This window comes from Allomuricauda sp. XS_ASV26, assembly GCF_041224615.1.
Classification (GTDB): domain Bacteria; phylum Bacteroidota; class Bacteroidia; order Flavobacteriales; family Flavobacteriaceae; genus Flagellimonas; species Flagellimonas alginolytica.
This window is the reverse complement of record NZ_JBGFGK010000028.1, coordinates 255,586-277,789: the sequence shown is the minus strand read 5'-3', so window position 1 is coordinate 277,789 and position 22,204 is coordinate 255,586. Positions and strand designations below refer to the sequence as shown.

14 protein-coding genes and 1 tRNA gene are annotated in these 22,204 nt (G+C 41.0%); 6 read left to right on the top strand and 9 right to left on the bottom strand.

Annotated elements, in window-relative coordinates; translation table 11 throughout:
• Positions 1 to 5: 5 nt before the first annotated feature.
• From AB9K32_RS04295 to AB9K32_RS04285, 3 genes are all read right to left on the bottom strand, one after another.
• Positions 6 to 2,171 (bottom strand): hypothetical protein, encoded by a 2,166-nt coding sequence (locus AB9K32_RS04295; RefSeq protein WP_369884458.1) that lies wholly within the window; start codon positions 2,169 to 2,171, stop codon positions 6 to 8.
• A 10-nt stretch (positions 2,172 to 2,181) separates the two neighbouring features.
• Positions 2,182 to 6,882 (bottom strand): hypothetical protein, encoded by a 4,701-nt coding sequence (locus AB9K32_RS04290; RefSeq protein WP_369884457.1) that lies wholly within the window; start codon positions 6,880 to 6,882, stop codon positions 2,182 to 2,184.
• Between the two features lie 281 nt (positions 6,883 to 7,163).
• Positions 7,164 to 7,239, bottom strand: a tRNA-His gene (locus AB9K32_RS04285).
• A 374-nt stretch (positions 7,240 to 7,613) separates the two neighbouring features.
• Here AB9K32_RS04285 and AB9K32_RS04280 point away from each other — a divergent pair.
• Entirely contained in the window at positions 7,614 to 9,584 is a 1,971-nt protein-coding gene (locus tag AB9K32_RS04280; protein WP_252079632.1) for an ATP-binding protein, read from the top strand.
• Here the strand turns inward: AB9K32_RS04280 and bshB1 are convergent, their stop codons facing one another.
• The 3 genes from bshB1 to AB9K32_RS04265 are packed head-to-tail and all read right to left on the bottom strand — an operon-like array spanning position 9,585 to position 12,930.
• Positions 9,585 to 10,307: a bacillithiol biosynthesis deacetylase BshB1 gene (gene bshB1, locus AB9K32_RS04275; protein WP_252079631.1), complete on the bottom strand. Its 723-nt coding sequence runs from the start codon at positions 10,305 to 10,307 to the stop codon at positions 9,585 to 9,587. It abuts the gene before it with no gap.
• An 8-nt stretch (positions 10,308 to 10,315) separates the two neighbouring features.
• Positions 10,316 to 11,485 carry a PLP-dependent aspartate aminotransferase family protein gene (locus tag AB9K32_RS04270; RefSeq protein ID WP_369884456.1) on the bottom strand — a complete coding sequence of 390 codons (1,170 nt, stop codon included), beginning with the start codon at positions 11,483 to 11,485 and terminating at the stop codon, positions 10,316 to 10,318.
• 35 nt (positions 11,486 to 11,520) lie between these two features.
• Positions 11,521 to 12,930: an MATE family efflux transporter gene (locus AB9K32_RS04265; RefSeq protein ID WP_369884455.1), complete on the bottom strand. Its 1,410-nt coding sequence runs from the start codon at positions 12,928 to 12,930 to the stop codon at positions 11,521 to 11,523.
• Between the two features lie 232 nt (positions 12,931 to 13,162).
• On the opposite strand from AB9K32_RS04265, the gene AB9K32_RS04260 reads away from it, so the two are divergent.
• Positions 13,163 to 14,458, top strand: a complete 1,296-nt coding sequence (locus tag AB9K32_RS04260) for a M14 family metallopeptidase (RefSeq protein WP_369884454.1) — start codon at positions 13,163 to 13,165, stop codon at positions 14,456 to 14,458.
• 1 nt (position 14,459) lies between these two features.
• Here the strand turns inward: AB9K32_RS04260 and ccsA are convergent, their stop codons facing one another.
• Positions 14,460 to 17,627, bottom strand: a complete 3,168-nt coding sequence (ccsA, locus tag AB9K32_RS04255; RefSeq protein WP_252079627.1) for a cytochrome c biogenesis protein — start codon at positions 17,625 to 17,627, stop codon at positions 14,460 to 14,462.
• 133 nt (positions 17,628 to 17,760) lie between these two features.
• Here ccsA and AB9K32_RS04250 point away from each other — a divergent pair, with 133 nt between their 5' ends.
• The 3 genes from AB9K32_RS04250 to AB9K32_RS04240 are packed head-to-tail and all read left to right on the top strand — an operon-like array spanning position 17,761 to position 19,619.
• Complete coding sequence (locus AB9K32_RS04250) at positions 17,761 to 18,522, top strand: Rossmann-like and DUF2520 domain-containing protein (protein WP_369884453.1); 762 nt, start codon at positions 17,761 to 17,763, stop codon at positions 18,520 to 18,522.
• Positions 18,506 to 19,033, top strand: coding sequence for a KdsC family phosphatase (locus AB9K32_RS04245; RefSeq protein ID WP_369884452.1), 528 nt, complete (start codon positions 18,506 to 18,508; stop codon positions 19,031 to 19,033). Before AB9K32_RS04250 ends, AB9K32_RS04245 begins: the two co-directional genes overlap by 17 nt.
• Complete coding sequence (locus AB9K32_RS04240) at positions 19,026 to 19,619, top strand: Maf family nucleotide pyrophosphatase (protein ID WP_369884451.1); 594 nt, start codon at positions 19,026 to 19,028, stop codon at positions 19,617 to 19,619. The genes AB9K32_RS04245 and AB9K32_RS04240 overlap by 8 nt, the downstream gene beginning before the upstream one ends.
• Here the strand turns inward: AB9K32_RS04240 and AB9K32_RS04235 are convergent, their stop codons facing one another.
• Both AB9K32_RS04235 and AB9K32_RS04230 read right to left on the bottom strand, forming a co-directional pair.
• Positions 19,620 to 19,850: a ferredoxin gene (locus tag AB9K32_RS04235; protein ID WP_224837254.1), complete on the bottom strand. Its 231-nt coding sequence runs from the start codon at positions 19,848 to 19,850 to the stop codon at positions 19,620 to 19,622.
• On the bottom strand, positions 19,850 to 21,094 hold the full coding sequence (locus tag AB9K32_RS04230) for a peptidase U32 family protein (RefSeq protein WP_369884450.1): 1,245 nt from the start codon (positions 21,092 to 21,094) through the stop codon (positions 19,850 to 19,852). Before AB9K32_RS04230 ends, AB9K32_RS04235 begins: the two co-directional genes overlap by 1 nt.
• Positions 21,095 to 21,207: 113 nt before the next feature.
• On the opposite strand from AB9K32_RS04230, the gene AB9K32_RS04225 reads away from it, so the two are divergent.
• A complete protein-coding gene (locus AB9K32_RS04225; protein ID WP_369884449.1) occupies positions 21,208 to 22,155 on the top strand; it encodes a septum formation inhibitor Maf in 948 nt (315 codons plus the stop codon).
• Positions 22,156 to 22,204: the final 49 nt, after the last annotated feature.

Below are 22,204 nucleotides of genomic sequence, written 5' to 3'. Positions count from 1 at the left end.
AGTATTTAATATTTTACATCCAAACTTATAATTTCACTCACCCCTCCATCCCCAAAAACTACCCGAAACAGATACTCATAAGTATTGTTGGGTTGTACTTTACGGTCCACTAAGCCTCTTGCTTCAATTGGAACTTCTTTTAACAGGTTTTTGGGTTGGCCTTGTACTCCTTTGTAAATGGTGATTTTGGAAGCATTGGGTTCTTTATAAGCTTTCCAGTGAATGGTTATGGTTCCGGCTTCTTTATCCGCTTTGCCATACAGTCCTTGTAATGGAGGGTGTAAACTGGTCTTGGGCACAATTACCGTAAGTGGCGGTGCCGGGTCGGAATCGAGTTCGCTGTCGTCAATGGCAATAAGGGTGTACGTGTATTGCTGGCCTTCGACTACATCTTCGTCTGACCACTGCTTCCTGCCCTCTGCTATATGTCCTCTGCTACCCGCATACTGCATACTGCTATCTGCATCCTGCTTACTGGTATCTGGATATTGCATTCTGTCAACCGTATAAACAAGTTTCCAATCAAGACTATCACCCGCCTTCCGATATAGCTCGTGCCTTACCACATCGTCACTGGAGCTACTGGCCCAACTGAGATGCACTTTGCCATTCTTTATATTGTAAGATTTGAATACGGGCTGCGTAGGTTTTATAAAATCTGGCTTTTTGAGTTCCAGGATTTCCGAGGGTTCGGACATATTGAAGCGTTGGTCCACGGCAATCAGCTGGTAATACACTTTGCTGTTGAGATTCTTTACCGAAACACTGTCATAATAGATTGTGTTTTGATGTGGTGAAACCGTAATCTGTGAATATTCTTCGTCTTTATTGTTACCTCTAAAAATGCGATAGCCCAGTATATCTTTCTCGATATTGGCGGCCCAACTTAGGGTTACTACTCCCAAACTATCCACTTTTCCTGTAAACCCTTTGGGCTTGGTCGGGGGAACGGAGTCCACGGGCTGCACCAATGCCGGGAATGAAGTTCGCTTGCTTCCATTTTTGCCCAATGCAGTAATCGTCATGTAATTTGTTGGCATTAAGCTATCGTACCGTACTTTTCGTGCTTCGGGCGGTATATTTTTTACCACGGTTTTATATGCCCCATCAACATTATCACTTTGGTTAAGTTCAAACCCTGTGATCATAGTATTCCCTTCTTCCATAAACTCCCACTCCAACAATACCGTTTTATCATCTTCAAAATATCTTGAAGTGATATGGGGCACGTAGGCCAACTTTTTTTCTCCTTTTCCGGAAACCACTTCGGAGATGGGACTTAACTCCCCAAAAGGTGTCTTGCCCCTTATTCGATAATAATACGTCTGACCATTGGTAATGGAATCCGTATAAAACATCCGCATCGGGTCAGTTTTTTCACTATTATTGAGTGTGGTAAGAGGTAAATCATTCAATCCTTTAAAGTTGACCCCATCAATAGACCTTTCCACGAAATAGCTGTTATATGTCTGGTTATGGATGGCATAATTCCAGCTCAGCATGGATTTTCCATCAAAAAAAGCCACAGCTAAATCCAAAGGCCTGGGTAAATCTTCATAATCGTGAAGACCAATAAAAACCCCTCCTTCTTTAATTTTTATTAAAGTTTCAGGAACCAGTGAAGTAATTTTATATACATATTTTTCGTTCGCATACACCTCTTGATCTACATATCCCAAACCTGCCATTTGAGCTACTTCATAATCTTGATCGGCAGCATATAAACCCCATGTAAATCGTTGTTCTTGTTCTTCAGCTAAATTAATTATGGCCGATAGTTGGTCCATTCCCTCCACATCAAAAGCTTCTCCGTAAATGGATTGTGCCATCACGGCTGCATTATCATTTTTATCTATCACTGACACCCATTCTTCCAATGGTTCGGGCTTAAAGGTCCCCAGAAGCTTTTCAATTGGGGCTGATAATGTTTTTTTATTGCGAGTGACGGTGTATCGTTTCACCTGATAACCATATTCGTTCAGCTTCCGCCATGCCAATGGTGTAGTAACTGCCCATCGGAGCATTATTCTACCATCTTGTTGTGGACGGGCCATCGCTACAATTTCCGGCACATTTTTAACCAAAGAATCTTGTTGGGCATTAATTTGAATTGCAGTAAAGCAAATTATCAACACTGCCATAATATTTTTTGAAGAAATCGAATATTTCATGGCGATGCGATTAATAAGGGTTATTGTATTTAAAGATTTGTGAAGTCCCCTCGATTTCTCCAGGAAGCATGTATTGGAACCTTACCTTATAATCCCCTGTTCTGATGGGTGGCATAATGCCATTTATGATGTAGTTGTACTTAGCAATTTGGGATTGATATTTCGATGGTTCATGCAAATAGACATTGACTACTTTATATTGGATATCTATAAAATCCTGTTTGTAGTAATACGGTAGATTATATCGATATGGAATCCTCCTGTCTAATAATGAATAATCGGGATTGGATTCCAAATACGAGATGTACCAAGTCAGAATATCCACTCCTTTTTTGGGCGGTACACCTAGTTTCTTCGTATCTCGGTCAACTGTGAAACGGGATTCCAAGGGGTAACCCTCATATATAAGTGGGTGTATAGCTTGGTGATAATAACTGTCACTCAAGATAGCCTGTCTTGAGATCATAGGCTTATTATCCGAATATTCAGCTCCTAATATTTCATCCTTCCCAAAACGTTCCGATGGTATAATAACATCTACCTGTAGTGCGTGAACATTGGAGTGAATGGGATCTAATAAATATTGATCTACTTGCTTGGCCGCTACTTTATCCTTAAAAGTGTTGTATTGACTTGTAGTGAACTCGAAAACCAAAATTTCGGTTTCTGCGGTTTGTTTTGCTTCAGTTCCTATTTCTCTGTTACGTACTTCGATCGAGGTACCTTCCTGACCACTGTTTTCCGAAACATAGTTTTCGTTAATGGTTCCTGAGCTTGCCTCTTCCGGCGATGCGCTTAATAGTTTAAATGTGTAGGTTGTTTGATTCTGCAATTCAGGAAAATCAAAGCGTACCATTTTATCCGAAGCATTGTAAACTACTTGATTTTTGCTTACAGATTGTGATTCCGTTACAAACTGTGTGGATTGCACCCAATCCGTCTTCGGCGCAAATAAATAAGGTTGCCCCCTTTTTAGTTTTACGTAGCCCTCGCTACTCTCATTTTGATAAAAGTATTGCTGATCCACCACGGGATATGTGTAAACCACATTGGTAAGAGGAATATAGTCAGGTGCTTCTCCAGTGGTAAAGCTTCGCTCTTCTATTTCTTTTGCTGGCTTTCCATTCTGGGTCAGCGTAATCCATCGGTTTCCTCTCCATTCTTGAAAACTTACAGAAACCTTTACATCGATCGCAGTATTTGGAGGCAAAATATCATGAGAGACAAAATTTGCCAAGTCATGGTTTTCATTCCATTCCAGCTCTCCATTGATTGCCGTTCCCTCACTTGTCACTCGATATTCATCCAAGAGAATGCGATAGGTTTTCACACCTTCATCATCCTCCAACTCAAATGGGTGATCTATTCGCATATTAAATGCAGCCTGTGGGACAGCAAACACATCAATATTATCAGAACCATCCCTTGGAGTAACATCAGCAATCACTTTTAAACCACCTAAAGGTGAACCCCCGATAATCTCGCATTCTTCCCCAAGTTCTATTTTAAAACGGAACCTTCCTTTGACCAATCCACCCAAAAGGTTAAAATGCCCGCCCAAGTATCCTTTAAACCATGCTGGATTGGGTAGCTTTGCTTGAAGAAGAACAGCCGCACCCGCTTTTATTATGGGTATTTTTTTCTTAACGAAGAGTAGTTTTATATTTATGCCCAACTCGCCTTGGAGGTAAGCATAGGCCTGCCCATTGGCATACCAACCATCAATCCCTATTTGTCCTTTACCTTTACATGCGGCCTCACCATAATCCTTGATCATAATATCAAAGCCAAATCCTGCTTGGAATCTTGCATAGAATATCAAAAAGGTCATATCCCCTGTATCCAAGCTAAAGTCAGCTCCAAAGGCAAATCCCATTCCGCTCTCCAAAGCATTTAAGTCCCGCATATAATCGAGGCTTTCTATATCTACACCCAAAATTTCAGCAACAATAGGGGGAGGCGGTGGACTACCTGGCAAATCCTCACCGATCATTAAATATGATGTGCTTTTTAGACTAAAGTTGCCTAACCCAAGTTTCAATCCAATACGATCTTGTGGGGTTCCGATATGCAGATACCATTCTTCGGGTTCAATATGAAAAACGGCCCATCCGGCTCTTCCTCTGGGTCCGACCCCTTGAAAAAAGCCACCGGGTGTATTCACGTAAATTTCCAGTTCGGCATGGAATGTTCTGTGCTGAAAATCCATCTCCATGGCAAAATGGGCATCTATGCCTACATCAAAAGTCAACCCATCTTGGGGAAAGCTCACTTTGCTGTAATCCACAAGATTGGTTTCTTTGAGACGTTGCATGGTGGGATTGTTCTCGCCAAAGGAGTTGATTTGTTCCTCCATGTCTTTCAGCTTTTGTTTGAAAGCTTCTCCAAACTGAAAGTCCAATGCTTTAACAATATGTCCTTCCCCAAAGAACATAACACGGTTAAGACCGTAATGGTTATTAAAATCCATTTCGAAGCCTACCTTGCCATTGAATGCTTTTTCATTGGCCAGTGCAAAGCCGACCAGCGCTCGAAAGCCAAGCGCATTGTTCTCATTTGGGATATAGGATTGTCCGGAAGGAACCAATGCAGAGTATTCTCCAGGCTTTTTGCTCATCCTATAATATGCGCCGCCTCCAAAACCATTTACTTTGGCCGGACCAATAAAAGCCGGAACTTGGGATTGCGATAGGTCGGCGTATGCGTCTACATACCAATATCTAAAATCTGTTTTGCCAAACCATGCCGAAGCGTCTACAGCAATCCCGTTAAATGTAGCTCCCAACTCTCCGTAAAAACCATCTCCATAAACAGGATCATCATTTTTAATACTTACCATGCCTTCGATTTGAATGGTACCCAAGTCAGCTTGCACATGAATGTCGTGTATGTCCAGCTTTTGAAAGCGCCAGCGATGTAGCCCTTCATTTTCATTGAATCCACCAACAATGGAAACCGTTGTATTTCCCGCAAACCCTTTTTCCATCATATTTACATCAAGGTTAAAAGTGAGCGCTGCGGAAGTGTTACTTGCGTTGATATAAATATCTGAAATGGTTACAGGAAAATTGGCAAAGGTGACATCCCCTGTATAGCCCATGTGATCCACTTGAAAATAGGGCGAAACGGTCTGTAATTGTAAGTTTTGAAAGGTTATCCCCTTAAAATCAATCGTACCTTTGTCTGGATCCGAAGTACTGTTGCTTCCCTTAATGGCCAAATTGCCATGCAGTACGGCCTTGGGTCTGAACTTTTTTTCAGATACCCTTAATTCCACGTAAGAATTGGCAGTGATCGTTGCCTTTGCTTTAAATACATCAAAAGGTATGGCATCGTTGGTCGTTGCGGTTAGTAGATACTCGTCATTTACAGGGTCGATGATAGCTTGATAATTAAGTGTCCTTTGTTTGAGCGTTGTTTTGTCATTTGCTTCCTCCACTGTAACCTTTTCCGTAACGGGCAACACGATCATACCGTCAAACCCAGCTCCAACCAGATTATTTGCCAACAAATCAGCTTCTATATGATCTACTGAAAACTGCCACTTAGAAGCCTCTCCTTCATTTATTGGCAAAACATTGTCTGCCGAAAAATTCCCTGAGACTCCTACCCCGTCAATAAGTAAATTAGATGCTTGAAAAGTGATTCGTTCCTCACTATTCCTTTTTTTAAACTGTTTGGGTAAAATAACTTGAACGCTATTTACGTATACACCACGCCATAGCTGTTCGTGACCAGGGATTAAATATTGTTGATAGCCTTCGGGAAATTCTACGCTTGATGAATTTCGGACGTCACTAAAATCAAAAACGGCATTGTTGATGTCAAAAACGAGTCCTCCTTTTCCAGAATGATCAGAAATGTGGTTTTTTGCCAATTGGAAAGCGGGTAAATCAATTTCAACCAAAATATCGTTCCAGTCCCCAACTATGGTTTGGAAATGTCCCTGTACTTTTACATTTTCATCCGTAATAACTTCAAAATAGGAATCCACAGGTTCCAACATACTTCTGGGAAAAAGTACATCCGCAGTAATTCCCAATTCTTTAAATCCTCCGCAATCAATGGTAACATAAGTGAGGTCTTGAACATTTCCGGTTTCCATATCTAACCCTCCCTGTAACGCTACTAATCCGTTACCCCCGTTTATCGGAATACCTATATCTCCCAACAACACCAAATTGGCATCACCATAAATGCCACCTTGATGGGAGATTTTAATGTTGTCCGCACCAAAAAATAACTCTATTGGTTCGCCATCTGTATCCGTTTGCGGTATTTGAATATGGACAAAAGCAGTGACTGCTGCATAATTGGGCATAATTTTAGCCTTACTTATAGCCATTCTATAAGTAATAGTTCCTATCTTTTTTTTTACTCCAATAGGTAGGATTGCCAAGTCATTTGAAGAAATGAGGTCTATATAATTTTGAGTTTCTTCCAGTTTTTCAAAAACCGATTGGGCAGCACCTAATTGCTGGGTTATTATGGTGTCTCGTGAAAAGTTTTTGTTGATATACTCCTGATCAAATTCACTTTTCGTTGAAGAGTGAATTAAAAAATGATTCTCGTTATGCCCCAACAGTTGGTCAAAGCTCCTAATTTTAGTTTTTTTGGGATGTAATGAGTCTGTTTTTTCAAGTTTGTTTGCACTTGCATATTGAAGCAATTGTACGACCAAAAAAAAGGTCAGTAATACCCTTTTGTACATAGAAAATTCATCTAATTTCTTGGGGGAAGAGAAAATGTTTTAACAATTATTTCGGAAAAATAGTCGAAAAGAAATGTGAATGGGGCCTCAATTGACGGATGGCACTTTTCAATTGACGGATGAGGTTATTTTCTTAAAAAAGGATAGAAAAATATGATCTAAAACTAAAAATTATTATAGATCAAGCTTCTGCTGACAACGAAGTGCACTAGAATTTGGCTTTGATTCTATTTAAAAACAAAAAATCCCAAACCTAATGGTTTGGGATTTGATAAACTTAAGGGTGGAAGACCGGGTTCGAACCGGCGACCTCTGGAACCACAATCCAGCGCTCTAACCAGCTGAGCTACAACCACCATTTAAAGCGGATGCAAAAATACTTTTTTGTAATGATTCAACCAAAATATTTTTCAATTTCCATCAATAAAATTATATCCAATGGATTTGCCCTAGAAAAATCCCGCATTCAACTAACATAATATCAAATCTGTACAATTTACCGACGAAGTGCACGTTTTTAAGACCAAACACACAATTTTGGCAGTTTCACAACAAATAATTCCAATTAATGTAGTGTAAAGGTAGATTTACCATAAATAATTTTCAACCTATTGTTGTCAGAAAAAAACTTCATACCCAACAACTTTAAAACACTATCATTTTGTATGGTGGTACTGGGCTTTTGTCTTTTTTCCGGTCCGCTCTTAGGACAAACCAGCAAAAAAGACAGTATGGAGCTTAGATTACGTCGGTTGGAATCTACCAACAGATTTAATCCCAAGGATAGTACCCACATTAATCTACTCCTAGGTTTGGCAAGAGTTTACAGGTTCCACGACAACGAACGTCTCTACGATGTGGCCCAAAAAGCCTTGGAATACAGTAGTGAAATTAATTACAACTATGGCACCATAAAAGGATTGGAAGCCGTGGCAAACTATTACTATGATAAAGGGGATAGAAAAAAATCCATGCCCCTGTTCAAAGAAGCGCTTCAACTTTCGAAAGATGTGGAGGATGTTCAAAGTGAAATATCCATATTGAACACTCTGGCCCAAAATTATAGTTTCGAAGGCAACTATGCCGAAGCTCTTAACTTAAATCTGAAAGGCATTGATCTGGCAAAACAGATCAACAACCTTAAAATGCTCTCGGTACTCAATGAAAACATAGCCGGCCTCTATGCCGACCAGAAAGATTTTAAAAATGCTCTGATGTTCTACGATACGGTCCAAAAAATAAATCGCAAAGTGGGCAACGAAATTATCGATGCGGAGACCCAGAGCAATATGGCATCTTTATACAGAGATGCTAAAGATTATAAAAATGCAATCTTCAACATCAACCGCAGTATAAACACATTCGAAAAATACAAAATATACGATTGGCTTGCCTACGCCTACGAGGTAAAAGGCGATATCTACCTGGATCAAAAAAAATATAAGTGGGCCTTGTATTGGTACGATCAAAGTAATATGCTCTTTAAAGACGAGATTGAGGACAATAGGATAAAGATCCAATTAATGAACGGTATGGCCAAAGTCTATTATGGCTTGGAAAAGGATAGTTTATCTTTGGTGCATGCAAAAAAAGGTCTCGCAATATCCCAAAAAATAAAATCGCTACAAGGACAGATCGATTGTTCTGAGACTTTGTACAAAATATATAAAAAGAAAGGTGAAAACGAGGAGGCACTGGCCTATCTCGAAACTTTTAAAACCCTGTCCGATTCCCTGTTTATGGACAAAAACAAACAGAGCTTGTCCTTGCTCGAAACCAAATTGGAATATCAACAGGAGAAAAAAGAATTGATCGAGGCCAACCAAGCCGCATTGGCCAAACAACGGAACTATATTTATTTTTCAGTAATTGTTTTACTTATTCTGAGTATCATCACCTTTGTGGTCCGTAGGAGTGAAAAGATCCAGAAAAAACTGAACAGGGAGCTCAAGGAAAAATCTTTGGCCGTAACCCAGCGAGAAGCGCAGCTGCACGAAATCAATAAAACGAACACCAAACTATTCTCAATCATCGGGCACGATCTGCGAGGACCTATTGGAGGATTGCAAAGTATTTTAAAAATGTTCACCGATGGGGATATTTCAACCAAGGAACTGGTATCTTATATTCCAAAACTAAAGTCCGATGTGGACAATATTTCCTTTACACTGAACAATCTATTGTCTTGGGGCATGAACCAGTTGAACGGAGTGATCACCAAGCCAAAACGCGTATCATTATCCACATTGGTCGTCAACAATATTCAATTACTGTCGGAAATTGCGAACAACAAGTCCGTTAAAATAATAAATCAACTGCCGGATAATCCCCGTATTTGGGCGGACAACCACCAAATAGATATTGTTATCCGGAACCTTTTGAGCAATGCCATAAAATTTACGCCCGAGAATGGTCTTATTACCGTAGGTGCCGAGGAAAAGGCGGGCATGTGGCAGATATCGGTAAGGGATACTGGTGTTGGTATGACCCAAGAAATGCAGGAATCCATATTCAAGGACTCTTCCAACATCACTACTTACGGAACCAACAACGAAAAAGGTACCGGTTTAGGTTTATCGCTATGTAAAGAAATGGTCCACAAAAATAATGGCGAAATCTGGGTAGAAAGTACGCCACGTAAGGGGACGACCTTCTATTTTACCGTACCAAAAGCATTGAAAAGATACCAAAATGCATCTTGATCAAATCAAATCGCACAAACTGTCCACGCCTACAAAACGTTCTACTGTAAACCCTTCGGCATGCTCCACCCCTATTATTCTACCTAGGTCCCTTGCCCTGTAATTAACACTGTCCGTAAAATTTTTACTACTGATGGGAGTTTCGGGCTCATCGCTATTGGGATCGTAAAATTGAGAGCTGTACGCCATTATGGCCTCGGTTTTTTTATCAATAAAACCGCTAACATCCACAACAAAGTCGGGTTCCAAATTTTTCCATTGGATGTAATGGTAAACCAATTTTGGTCTCCATGCTTCCTGCCATTCGTCATCCCCGTCCATTTTAGTGTCAATTTTCATTAAACCACTCAAAAAGCAAGCGTCACTTACCAATTTACTGCCGCGCGCATGATCTATATGTCTATCATCAACGGCATTGCATAATACAATTTCTGGTCTATACTTACGAATAATTTTAATGAGCTCCAGTTTATGCTCTTTGTCGTTAACAAAAAAACCATCGGCAAACTCCATATTTTCCCGAACGGCAACACCTAAAATTTTTGCAGCCCTAGCCGCTTCTTGGTCCCTTATTTCGGCAGAGCCCCGTGTTCCCAATTCACCACGGGTCAAATCTACTATACCTACTTTTTTACCTTTGGAAATTTCCTTTGCAATGGTGGCCCCTGCCCCTAGTTCGGCATCATCAGGATGGGCACCAAACACTAAAATGTCTAATTTCATATATATTCTTAAACCGTAACGGTCATGGATTTTACCTTGGCTATTGCCTGTTCTATATCCTCGACCAAATCTTCTATTTCTTCAATACCCAACGAAAAACGGATCAGAGAATCCTTTATTCCCTGCTTGGCCCTATCCTCAGGGCTCATTAGCGCATGGGAGGTCTGTGTTGGCGAGAGCATGGTGCTTTCAATCCCAGCTAAGCTCATGGAAGGTTTTATCAATTGTAGTTCTTTAAAAAATAAAGACGCATCAATTTCTGGATTCAGCTCAAAGGACAACATGCCCCCAAAGCCTCTCATTTGTGATTTGGCCACTGCATGTCCCGGATGATTTTTTAACCCCGGGTAATATACATTGTCCACATCTTGGTTGCTCTCCAAATACTCCGCCATTTTCATCGCATTTTCGTTCTGGGCCCTAACACGAATGGCCATAGTTTTTAGACTTCGCTCCAACAACCAAACGGTGTAATCGCTTAAACTGCCTCCAAAACAAATTCCTGTTTGGAATACTTTGTCCATATTCTCTTGTGATGCAGCTACTACTCCTGCACAAATATCCGAGTGTCCGCCCATATATTTTGTTGCGCTGTGCACCACCACATCGATTCCAAAATCTGTCGGGGTTTGATTTACCGGACTTGCAAAAGTATTGTCGATCATAGAAAGGATTCCTTTCTTTTTTGCCAAATCCGCTACTCCTTTTATATCGGTAATGGTCAATAATGGATTGGATGGTGTCTCCAAATACAACACTTTAGTGTTGGGTTTTATTTCCTTTTCAAAATCATCCACTTCCCACCCATTGGTAAACGAATATTCTATACCAAACCGTTCAAACTGGCTCACCGCAAAATGATAGGTGCCCCCATAAATGGTTTGTTGCAGTACAACATGATCACCGGCCTGAAGAAAAGTCATTAAGGCTGTGCTGATGGCCGCCATACCACTGCCAAAGATCAAAGCGGCCTCGGTATGTTCCAAGGCTGCCAATTTTTTGCACAAAGCTTCCTGGTTGGGGGTATTAAAATATCGTGGATAACGTTTTACCTCCACATCATCAAACTGATACGAGGTACTCATATACAATGGCGAAACGGCTCCCTTGAACGCTTTATCCTCCAATTCCCCAACATGGGTACAGATGGTGTTCAGACCTTTTTTATCACTTTTCATATTGGATTTTCTTTATGCTAAAGATACGAAACCCATTATACTTGCACCTTCTTCCAGTTTCCTTTTTTGAACCAGACCATGGCCAAAACTGCCAATAAAATTTCCGCTGCGGTAATGGCCACAAAAACACCAGTTGCGCCCCAACCTAAAACCAGTGCCGAGATATAGGCCAATGGCAATTGGAAGAACCAAAAGGAAAGCAAGTTGATCTTTGTAGGGGTCCTGGTGTCCCCTGCCCCGTTAAAAGCCTGGGTCATAACCATTCCATAGGCGTAGAAAATATAGCCCACCGCAATAATCTGAAGACAGAGCGCACCGCTCCCAACAACTTCCGGTGTTGAATTGAACCATGAGATTATGGTCTTTGCAAAAATGAGGTAAACCAAGGAAACCAAGCCCATGAACCAAGCATTGTATTTTCCTGTTTTCCAAACAGATCTTTCTGCCCTATCGGGTTGTTTGGCACCTAGATTCTGGCCGACCAAAGTTGCTGCAGCGTTGCTCATGCCCCAGGAGGGCATTAAGGAAAACATCATTACCCTAATGGCAATAGTGTAACCTGCCAACACTTCGCTTCCAAATTCGGACATGATCCGCATTAAGAAAATCCAACTGGAGGTACCGATCAAGAACTGTGCAATGCCACCTAAGGAAACCTTTACCAGGTTTGCCATAACCTTAAGGTTGACAACCAAATCCTTGGCCGCCAATTTGATTTTGCCCCATCCAAAGAACAAAATTCCCAATTGGAACAGTACCGCTGTTCCACGACCGATATTAGTGGCGACCGCGGCCCCTTTAACTCCCATTTCCGGTATTGGACCAAATCCAAAAATGAACATGGGGTCCAAAATTATATTGAGCCCATTGGAGAGTACCAAGGTCCACATGGCAATGGATGCATTTCCTGCACCCCTAAATATGGCATTGATCAAGAACAGTAGGACCACAGTGATATTCCCTCCTATCAAAAATTGGGTATAACCGTAACCTTCTTCTATCAAGTCGGGCTCTCCCCCCATTAATCCAAGGATTTCTTTGGCATAAACTATTCCGAAAATGCCAATTACCACAGAAATTAAAACACCCAATCCTATGGCCTGCACTGCGGCAATTCGAGCTCCATCCACATCCTTTTCGCCTATTCTACGGGCCACCACTGCGGTTGCCGCCATGCTTAGACCAATGGCCAAGGCATACACCAAAGTAATTACGGATTCCGTTAACCCGATAGTCGCAACTGCATTTACACTTACTTGGGAAACGTAAGCAATATCCACCAAAGCAAAAATGGATTCCATGAGCATTTCCAAGATCATGGGAATGGATAACATAAAAATGGCTTTACGGATGCTTCCTGTGGTAAACTCAGTCTCTTTCCCAGAAATAGCTATCCAGAAATACCGAATAAATTTTTTAAATGAATTTGTATGTTGATTTGTCATTATAAATAGAATTATGTGTAAAAAAAGAAGTGAAATACCTAGTTACCGAGAAGTTTTCGGTTACTTAAATCGGGTTTCCCCAACGTTGGCATCTATCGCGTACATAATTCTTATAACTTCATAATGGCGCAAAGATGCGAAAAAAATGGATACAATTATATCTATTTTATATTTATCGGAAAATCAGTTGTAGTATTTTAGTAACCAAACCAATTCAAAAATTCTGAAAACCATGCGAATTAAACTTTTGATTACCATTGGAACATTATCGTCCTTGGTACTTCTATCCTCCTGTAAAAAAGGTCCAGAAACTATAGAAAGTAAAGAAAAAACGGGTTATCAAGGGCAAGGAAAAAGTCCAGTTGTACCTACGGTGGACAAACCCATCCAAAAACAATGGAGAGGCGTTTGGGCCTTTAACGACAGTACTACTTTTTTCTCCAATAAGTTCGATGGTGCCCGACTGAACGGCGTTGCCTACGATGGCAATGATCACTATACCGTTTGGATAACAGCAGAAAATACCCCCATTAATGTGAGTCCCTGGTACGCCTTTCAGGTTTGGTCCAAAGAGGCGAAGGAGATTACCGTACAGATCAATTACCAAGATTCCCGAAGCAGATATTACCCAAAAATAAGTACTGATGGTAAAAACTTTAAGCCTTTGGACAGTACCCGTTTTAAAGCAATTAATCCGGGTGAAGGCGAGTTTGGCATTAAAGCCGCACCAGAATCTGCCGAGCTTACCATTAGTGTCAACGAAAAACCTACTTGGGTGACCGCTCAGGAGCTATATACATCTGCCGTAGTGAAGGAATGGGTGGATTCGTTGAGCCAAAAGAGCTTCATTGACAATTATCCCATTGGGCTTTCCAAGGAGAAAAGAACCATGCATTTAATGGAAATCAACGAAAATACTGTCACTAAAAAAGCATTAATGATCATATCGAGGCAACATCCACCAGAGGTTACTGGATTTTTGGCCATGAAATCCTTTATAGAAACCATCTCCAATGATTCTGAACTGGCTAAAAATTTTAGAAAGGAGCATACCATTTTTGTTGTGCCATTAATGAATCCTGATGGAGCAGATAACGGTCATTGGCGGCACAACATGGGCGGAATCGACCTTAATAGGGATTGGCAAAATTTTAATCAACCCGAAACTCGGAATGTTCGCAATTTTCTTGTGGATAAAGACAAAGAATATGATTTTGTCTTTGGCGCAGACTTCCATTCCACTTGGGACGACATTTATTATCCCATTGATACAACGGTTACCGGTAAAAAAGGCAAAATAATCTTTGATTGGATCGAAAGGATCGGAGATAGATTACCTCAAAAGAAAACCAATGTAAGTGCTTCCGATGAAATTGACCCGACCATGGTATCCAGCAAATACTTTTATGTGCACCACAATATGCCATCCATAGTTTTTGAACTGGGCGATAATACCTCTAGACCTTTCCTAAAGGAAAAGGGCAAGGTGGCCGCAGAAGAGATTATGAAGTTATTAATGGAACAATAGCCTACTTTTTGGCATAATGTACTTTGTACCTCCAAAAACTAATTCCACCTAAAATAAAGACCCCGAGTACTGTATACCATACAAAGCTTGGGGTTATTACTTGGTCCCCACTGGCGTAACTATGCAGTCCGACCAAGTAGAAATTTACGCCAAAATAGGTCATCATAATACTGGCGAAAGCCACAATGCTCGCAAAATTGTATATCCATTTGCCACGTAGTCCCGGAACCAGCCGCATGTGCAAAACAAAGGCATACACCATAATGGAGATAAGGGCCCAGGTTTCTTTAGGATCCCAGCCCCAATAACGCCCCCAACTCTCGTTGGCCCATTGTCCTCCTAAAAAGTTGCCAATGGTCAGCATTACCAAACCTGCCGTTAATGCCAGTTCGTTAATCACGGTGAGCTCCTTAATATTCAGGTCCATACGTTTTTTGTTCTTTTCCGTGGTGAGTATGATCAATAACAACGCAACTACACCCAAGATCATACCTACCGTCAACGGTCCATAACTACCTACAATAACAGCAACATGGATCATTAACCAATAGCTGTCCAATACGGGAACCAAATTACCTATGGCCGGATCTACCCAACTTTGGTGGGCTATCCACAATAACATGGAAGTTACAAAGGCGCTTGCCGCAATGGTGAGCTCACTTTTTCGGCCAAGGGCCAGTCCAATGCCCATAGTTGCCCAACCTACGTACAATATACTTTCATAAGCATCGCTCCAAGGCGCGTGCCCCGAGATATACCATCGCATTATCAACCCAACGGTATGCCAAATAAAGAATAAAACAATGGTTCCCTTTAACAGGTAGGCAAAGGCGTCCAAAAATTTACGCTCCTTAAAAATTTTGGCAATCAGAACAAAAAACAACAGCACACCGACCATGGCGTAGTACTTGTACAATCGGTTGAACAAATCCAGTTTGTTATATATGATCTCGGCTTTTATTTTGTTGTCCGATGGCAATATTTCCGCTCCATGGTTTACCTGATTTTGTTTAAAGGCGTCCAACAATCTATCGGGCTGGGAATAATCCCCGGTCGCAATGGATTGTTGCAAGGAGTTTAAATAGTAAGGCATTGCATTGTTCACAAAATTGGCATATAACGAATCTTGCATTTGATATTGACCAGAACGGTATTCCACAGCAGAGATCCATTTGTTGTTCTCATCGTTCAACAAAGGAAAAATCTTCACGATCTGTCCACTCAGCGCAATATCCAACAAGCTTAATCGCTCCCCTACTTTTTTAATGTCCTTCTCAAAATTGGATGGATTATTGGTGGATGTTGCTTTTTCCAGATACGGCCTTAGTTTGTACGCCCCTTTGGCATCAAAAAAATCGGTTGCTTTTACAAATTCTGTGCCTTCCGGAACTCCTATTACTTTTCTAATACTATCGTTTTGCCATTTTCCCACTTCAATAAAATCCACGGTATACCAAACACCCGGATTGAGCATCATGGAAAGGAAAACTTGACCTGGCGTAAGGTCTTTGTATTTGTTTTCCCCACTTAGTTTTCGCAATAGTTCAGAAGCAAAGGTGTGTACGGGTTTCATTCGTCCTCCCTCGTCCTGTATGACCAATGCGCCAAATTTTTCCGCATGTTCCCTGGCAACAGTCGTAGCTTGGATAACTGAGTCGATTTGAGCTTTTGTGGGCAGCCCTTGGTGCTCATGTGACGTTTCTTGTGCGTTTATGGAAACAAAAGCAAAAAAGAGCGTAATTGTGGTCAAGGCGGCTTTTTTGGCCTTTATTTTTTCGAGCATTGCCTGTAGATCCCTAAATCGTGTTTTTCCGTAGAACATAATACCCATTAGTCCAATATAGAGAAGAAAGTACCCTATATAGGTAATCCAGGTCCCCCACCAATCGTGGTTAACGGAAAGTACTGTTCCCTTTTCATCGGGGTCAAAACTGGATTGAAAAAACCGATATCCTTTATGATCTAAAATATGGTTCATATAAATATCATAATCAAAAGGTCTTTCGTCGTGAACGGTTACTTTGCTCATAAAAGAAGCATATCCTGTTTCGGTCCCAGGGTATTTCTCGGCGATAAAATCGTTCAATTGAACAGAGAACGGAAGCTCGTACACTTTAGAGCCATAACTTAATGTAAAATCGAGACCTCCAACATTGAACTTATCGGAAAAATTGGAATTTCCCTTGCTTCCCAATAGTTTGATTTCCTTACTTTCTCCATTTGCAGAAACGGAGACAATGAGCGCATCTTGGGTTACGGCGGTAATCTCTTCGTCCGGAACTTTTACAATGCCATAACTACCTTTGGTAATAGGTTCGGGGACAACGAACTGCATGCCTCCCACAGTGTATAGCGACCGTAATTGCAAAGGTTGTATGCTATCTGCCAGCAATTCACCTTGGTATTGGTCGGCCATCCTCATAAAATCACCCTCAAAAGGAGATTTTATACGAAAGCCATTTTCTTCATCATAAAAAATATTGATGGCCCCTTCCGTTTCGTTGTTTAGGGCAAAAAGAATATTGTGCAAACTGGCAATTTTCCCATTTTCCAAATAGTGTTCATGCCTTTGGCCATTGCCCGCCTCAACAATCTGCAAAAACTCGGTGCCATTTTCATCAGGAATCAATCCACGTTCCGCTCCTTTTATAAAATCCACATAACTTATGGTAAAGGGCTGTCCATTAAAATCCGATTTCCACGGTAAACTCGACCGTCTGCCTTCTGGAGTAACCAAAATGGCATCCTCTAAAACCCTTCGTTTGGTTTCCCCGTTGATATCACCATCTATAAAAGCGGTCAAATATGTTTTGTCCGAATAAAAAACCTTTTCCGTGGCGCCTTCACGAATGGGCATCATGCCTTCGTAACTGATATATCGGGTTACAAATGCCCCCACAATGATCAAAATCCAAGAAAGGTGAAGCAAAAGTACCGGCCATTTTTTCCATTGCAACAAACGATATCGGTAAATATTACCGAAAAAGTTGATTACAAAAAAGACCATTATGGCCTCGAACCAAGTGGCGTTGTAAATATAAATTCTTGCGGTGTCCGTACTGTACCAGCTCTCTATAAACGTTCCCATGGCCATTGCCGCAGCAAAAACCAAAAAAAGAACGGCCATAAGTCTCGTGGAAAAAAGTGTTTTCTTAACAATGTCGATCATGGAAATTCGGTCTACTTTCGGCTTGCAAAAATACGGCCTTTTTAGAACTTCCTAAATGCGAAAGCTGATAAAAATCATACAGATTTGTTAATTCTTGCTGCAATCCATCAACCCTAAATTTGTAGTTTTGATCATGCTCAAGATAGTACTATTGGGAACCGGTAACTTGGCAAAACATTTACACGATGCTTTTACCAAGGCCAAAAACGTTAATGTGGTCCAAGTTGTAGGTCGCAATACCCAAGCGTTGCACCAATTTTCCGACAAATCCGAAGTAACCGATAATTTTAAGGAAATCGTCGATGCCGATGTGTACATTATTGCTGTTAAGGACGATGTTATAGGCAAAGTATCCAAATTTGTTGCAAACAAAAAAGGTGTGGTGGCCCATACTTCCGGAGCTATGCCCATGGCAGTTGTTCACTCCACAAAAAAGGGTGTTTTTTATCCCCTACAAACCTTTACCAAAGGTAAGGTGGTAGATTTTTCCACAATTCCCATTTGTATTGAAGCAAGCGATACCGAATCTCTGAAAGTATTGGAGCTTTTGGCCAGATCTATATCTGAAAATGTACATCCTATCGACTCGGAACAGCGAAAAAAATTGCATCTTGCAGCCGTTTTTGTAAATAACTTTACCAACTACCTATATGGGGTTGCCGAAGAGATTTGCCTACATGAGGGCCTATCTTTTAATTTGTTGAAACCATTGATTTTGGAAACAGCGGAGAAAATTAAAACGATGCCACCCAAAAAAGCACAGACTGGGCCCGCACGCCGAAACGATCGGCAAAGTATGCAAGGTCATTTGGAACTCTTAAAAAATGAAGAACATATTACTTTATACAAACTATTGAGCAGAGCCATAATACAAGCACATGAAGAAGAATTATAAAGAGCTTTTGAGCAATATCACAACTTTTGTTTTTGATGTCGATGGTGTTTTTACCGACGGCACGGTATTGATCACCACCGATGGTGAACTATTGCGCAAAATGAGCGTTAAAGACGGTTATGCCTTAAAAACAGCTATTACCAAAGGTTACAACGTTTGCATAATTACGGGGGGTACCAACCAAGGGGTAAAAGAGCGTTTAAAAGGTCTAGGTGTTACCGATTTTTACATGGGGGCACACCATAAACAGGAACCTTTGGAAGAATATATGGACATTCACGATATAGACCCGAAAACCGTGCTTTACATGGGCGATGATATGCCGGATATTCCCCCTATGAAAATGGTCGCATTGGCGACATCCCCACAAAATGCCGTTGCAGAAGTTAAGGCGATTTCCGATTATGTTTCCCATAAAAACGGAGGAGATGGTTGCGTAAGGGACGTGATTGAACAGGTCTTGAAAGTTCGAGGGGACTGGAACGATAATTTTAGTGCAAAGAATGACTAAAAACCCACTCAAGGAAAAACTCAAAGGTAGGCACATAATCCTAGGTTCGGGTTCTCCCCGTCGTAAAATGTTTTTGGAAGAATTAGGGCTGGATTTTGAGGTACGCCCAAAATCCGTGGAAGAAATTTACCCTCAAGAACTACAGGGCGAAGAAATATCCGCTTATTTGGCCAAGTTAAAAGCTACCCCCTTTAAGAATGAATTGAACCCTTCGGATATTTTGATAACCTCGGATACCGTGGTCTGGCACAACAATGCATCGTTGGCAAAAGCGAGCAGCCAAGGTGAGGCTTTTAAAATGTTAAAGACCATGTCCGGGGATTGGCACGAAGTTATTACCTCGGTATGTTTTACCACCACGCAAAAACAAACCATGGCCAGTTGTGTTACCAAAGTAAAATTGAAAGATTTGACCGATGATGAGATCAATTTTTATATAGAGAGATGCCAACCTTACGATAAAGCAGGTGCCTACGGTATTCAGGAGTGGATCGGAATGATCGGTATTTCTGAAATCCAAGGTTCTTATAACAATGTCGTAGGATTACCCACTCATTTGGTGTACACTACCCTTTTGGAACTTTGATCAGGTTCTTTTTACCGATATGATTTTTACAGGACATGCCTTGGAAGCTTGTTCACAGCTATCAAAAATTCCCTCATCGTGCGATTTTATGGTATGGAACCCCTTTTTGTTCTGTGAATGCAATAAAACAGATTTACCATCCTTTTTGGACATGGCAAAATGCTGTGGCGCCATTTCAACACAATAGTTGCAGCCGATGCATTTTTCTCGCTGAAGCGTAACAACTACCATTAGGCTTCCACCTTGTTTTCAACAATTTTATACAATTTGTCCGAAAGGCGAATCCTAAATTCCAAAGGAATGGTTACGGAGTCTCCTTTTTTGGCTGTGGATAATTTGGCATCGTTCACCAACATTTCGGTAACCTTCATTTCCTTGGCACCAGTGGTGGGGCCTGTAACCAAAATTGTATCTCCAACAGAAAGATCATAGGCTTCAATAGTAAACTCGCCAATGTTGCTTTTTGGAAAGAAATGTGCTCCTTTTCCAATGTACACTTTCTTTTGTGTGGCAGAGGAACCGGGTATTTTACTCCACTCTCCCAGCTTTTGACCTAAATAATAACCGCTCCAGAAGCCGCGATTGTAGACTTTTTCCAATTCTTGCATCCATTCGATCACTCTTTTCTTATCATAGTTTCCCTCGTACAAACTATCTATCGCCTGGCGATAGCATTTTATTACACGGGCCACATATTCCGGAGCACGTCCACGTCCCTCTATCTTTAAGACCTTTACCCCTGCATCTGCCACTTGATCAAGAAAATCGATGGTACAGAGGTCTTTCGGCGACATTATATACTCATTGTCAAGTTCCATCTCAAAACCACTTTCTTGATCGATCACCGTATACTTTTTACGGCAATTCTGCTTGCAAGCTCCTCTATTTGCAGATGAATTGTGGGAGTGCAAACTCATATAACACTTACCGGAAACAGCCATGCAAAGAGCTCCGTGTCCGAATACTTCAATCTCGACCAAACGCCCGGATGGACCCTTGATCTGCTCCTTCTCAATTTGTTCCGTTATCTTCTTTACCTGACGCAAGCTCAACTCACGGCTCAAAACCATGGTGTCGGCAAACATGGCATAAAACTTGACCGTTTCTATATTGGTCACATTGATCTGTGTAGAAATATGAACTTCCAGTCCCAACTCTCTTGCCGAAGATATCACAGCCTGATCCATAGCAATTATGGCGGTGAGACCAACCTCTTTGGCTTTTTTTAAAAGATTTTTTACAATGGATAGATCGTGATCGTAAATTATGGTATTCAAGGTAAGGTAAGTCCTAACACCTTTGGCATTACATCGTTTGGCTATCTCGGGCAGGTCGTCCAAAGTAAAGTTCATCGTGGCCCTTGCCCTCATGTTCAATTGTTCAACTCCAAAATATACCGAATCTGCCCCATTGTCCAGAGCGGCTTGCAAAGATTCAAAATTACCGGCCGGAGCCATCAGCTCAATTTGTTGCATACCAAGAATATTTGCTTCTGAAATTTTTGCAAAATTACAGTTTTCCCTGTATTGGAAAAAGTTAAGTATATTGATATAAACCGACTTTAACCTTAAATTTGAAAAAAGCATCCATGAAACTTTCTCATATAATACCAAAAATTGCCCGCTTGATTATTGCAATCGCATTATTTGTCAGTTGTCAAGAAAAAAATAGTGTTGCCGAGGAGACTTTGCAAAAACCAGAGCTCGAAATGGAAAAGCCCCTGCCCAGAAATCCGCTCACCGAAGATTTTAAAAAGTATTGGTATGCAGGAAATGCCGAAATCACGTCCTACCGGTTGGAACAGGCACGATATGGAGAGCTACGAGATGGAACAGCCGCGATGATCTACGTTACCGAACCCTTTTTGCCCAATAAACAAGTAAAAGCAGACCGTGCCAGTGCCGATAATATTTCAGTTCTTAAACTCAATGCGACCAAAAAGTTTTTAACCGGTATTTATCCATACTCCATTATGAACAGTACGTTTTACCCTGTCCGTGACAATCAACACGCTATAAAGACGAGTTTATCGGTCCAGGAATGGTGCGGTCACGTATACGCTCAATTGAACAATAGAGATCAATTTGAGTTTACTTCACATTCTTATTTTGAGAGTGAGGCGGACCAAGCATTTTCAATGGAAAAAGCCAACTTGGAAAACGAAATCTGGACCAAGATCCGCATAAACCCCAATAATCTTCCCTTGGGCGATATATCCATGGTACCTTCGCTGGAATATTTACGATTGGTCCATAAAAAGGTTAAGACATACAGTGCCATGGCCAACCTATCATCAAACCACGAAACTTCTACCTACACCATTCATTACCCTGAATTGGAACGTACTTTAAAGATTGATTTTACTTCAGATTTTCCTTATGCCATAGAAAGTTGGACGGAAGAATTTAAAAGTGGTTTTGGTCCAAATGCAAAAGTAATGACCACTTCTGCCACAAAAATAAAAACATTGAAAACAGCATATTGGGGTCAAAATAGCAATAATGATCTAATTTTAAGGGACAGTTTAGGTTTATAACATTGAGCATTTTCTATGTTAAAAGTCTTGTAAAGAAACGAATGTCTGT

Bases quoted from the DNA above. Each gene is read 5' to 3' on its own strand.
- AB9K32_RS04230 (WP_369884450.1), bottom strand. From the start codon at position 21,094: ATGCAACAAATTGAGCTGATGGCTCCGGCCGGTAATTTTGAATCTTTG.
- AB9K32_RS04225 (WP_369884449.1), top strand. From the start codon at position 21,208: ATGAAACTTTCTCATATAATACCAAAAATTGCCCGCTTGATTATTGCA.
- AB9K32_RS04290 (WP_369884457.1), bottom strand. From the start codon at position 6,882: ATGTACAAAAGGGTATTACTGACCTTTTTTTTGGTCGTACAATTGCTT.
- AB9K32_RS04280 (WP_252079632.1), top strand. From the start codon at position 7,614: ATGGAGCTTAGATTACGTCGGTTGGAATCTACCAACAGATTTAATCCC.
- AB9K32_RS04265 (WP_369884455.1), bottom strand. From the start codon at position 12,930: ATGACAAATCAACATACAAATTCATTTAAAAAATTTATTCGGTATTTC.
- AB9K32_RS04240 (WP_369884451.1), top strand. From the start codon at position 19,026: ATGACTAAAAACCCACTCAAGGAAAAACTCAAAGGTAGGCACATAATC.
- AB9K32_RS04245 (WP_369884452.1), top strand. From the start codon at position 18,506: ATGAAGAAGAATTATAAAGAGCTTTTGAGCAATATCACAACTTTTGTT.
- AB9K32_RS04270 (WP_369884456.1), bottom strand. From the start codon at position 11,485: ATGAAAAGTGATAAAAAAGGTCTGAACACCATCTGTACCCATGTTGGG.
- AB9K32_RS04250 (WP_369884453.1), top strand. From the start codon at position 17,761: ATGCTCAAGATAGTACTATTGGGAACCGGTAACTTGGCAAAACATTTA.
- bshB1 (WP_252079631.1), bottom strand. From the start codon at position 10,307: ATGAAATTAGACATTTTAGTGTTTGGTGCCCATCCTGATGATGCCGAA.
- ccsA (WP_252079627.1), bottom strand. From the start codon at position 17,627: ATGATCGACATTGTTAAGAAAACACTTTTTTCCACGAGACTTATGGCC.
- AB9K32_RS04260 (WP_369884454.1), top strand. From the start codon at position 13,163: ATGCGAATTAAACTTTTGATTACCATTGGAACATTATCGTCCTTGGTA.
- AB9K32_RS04235 (WP_224837254.1), bottom strand. From the start codon at position 19,850: ATGGTAGTTGTTACGCTTCAGCGAGAAAAATGCATCGGCTGCAACTAT.
- AB9K32_RS04295 (WP_369884458.1), bottom strand. From the start codon at position 2,171: ATGAAATATTCGATTTCTTCAAAAAATATTATGGCAGTGTTGATAATT.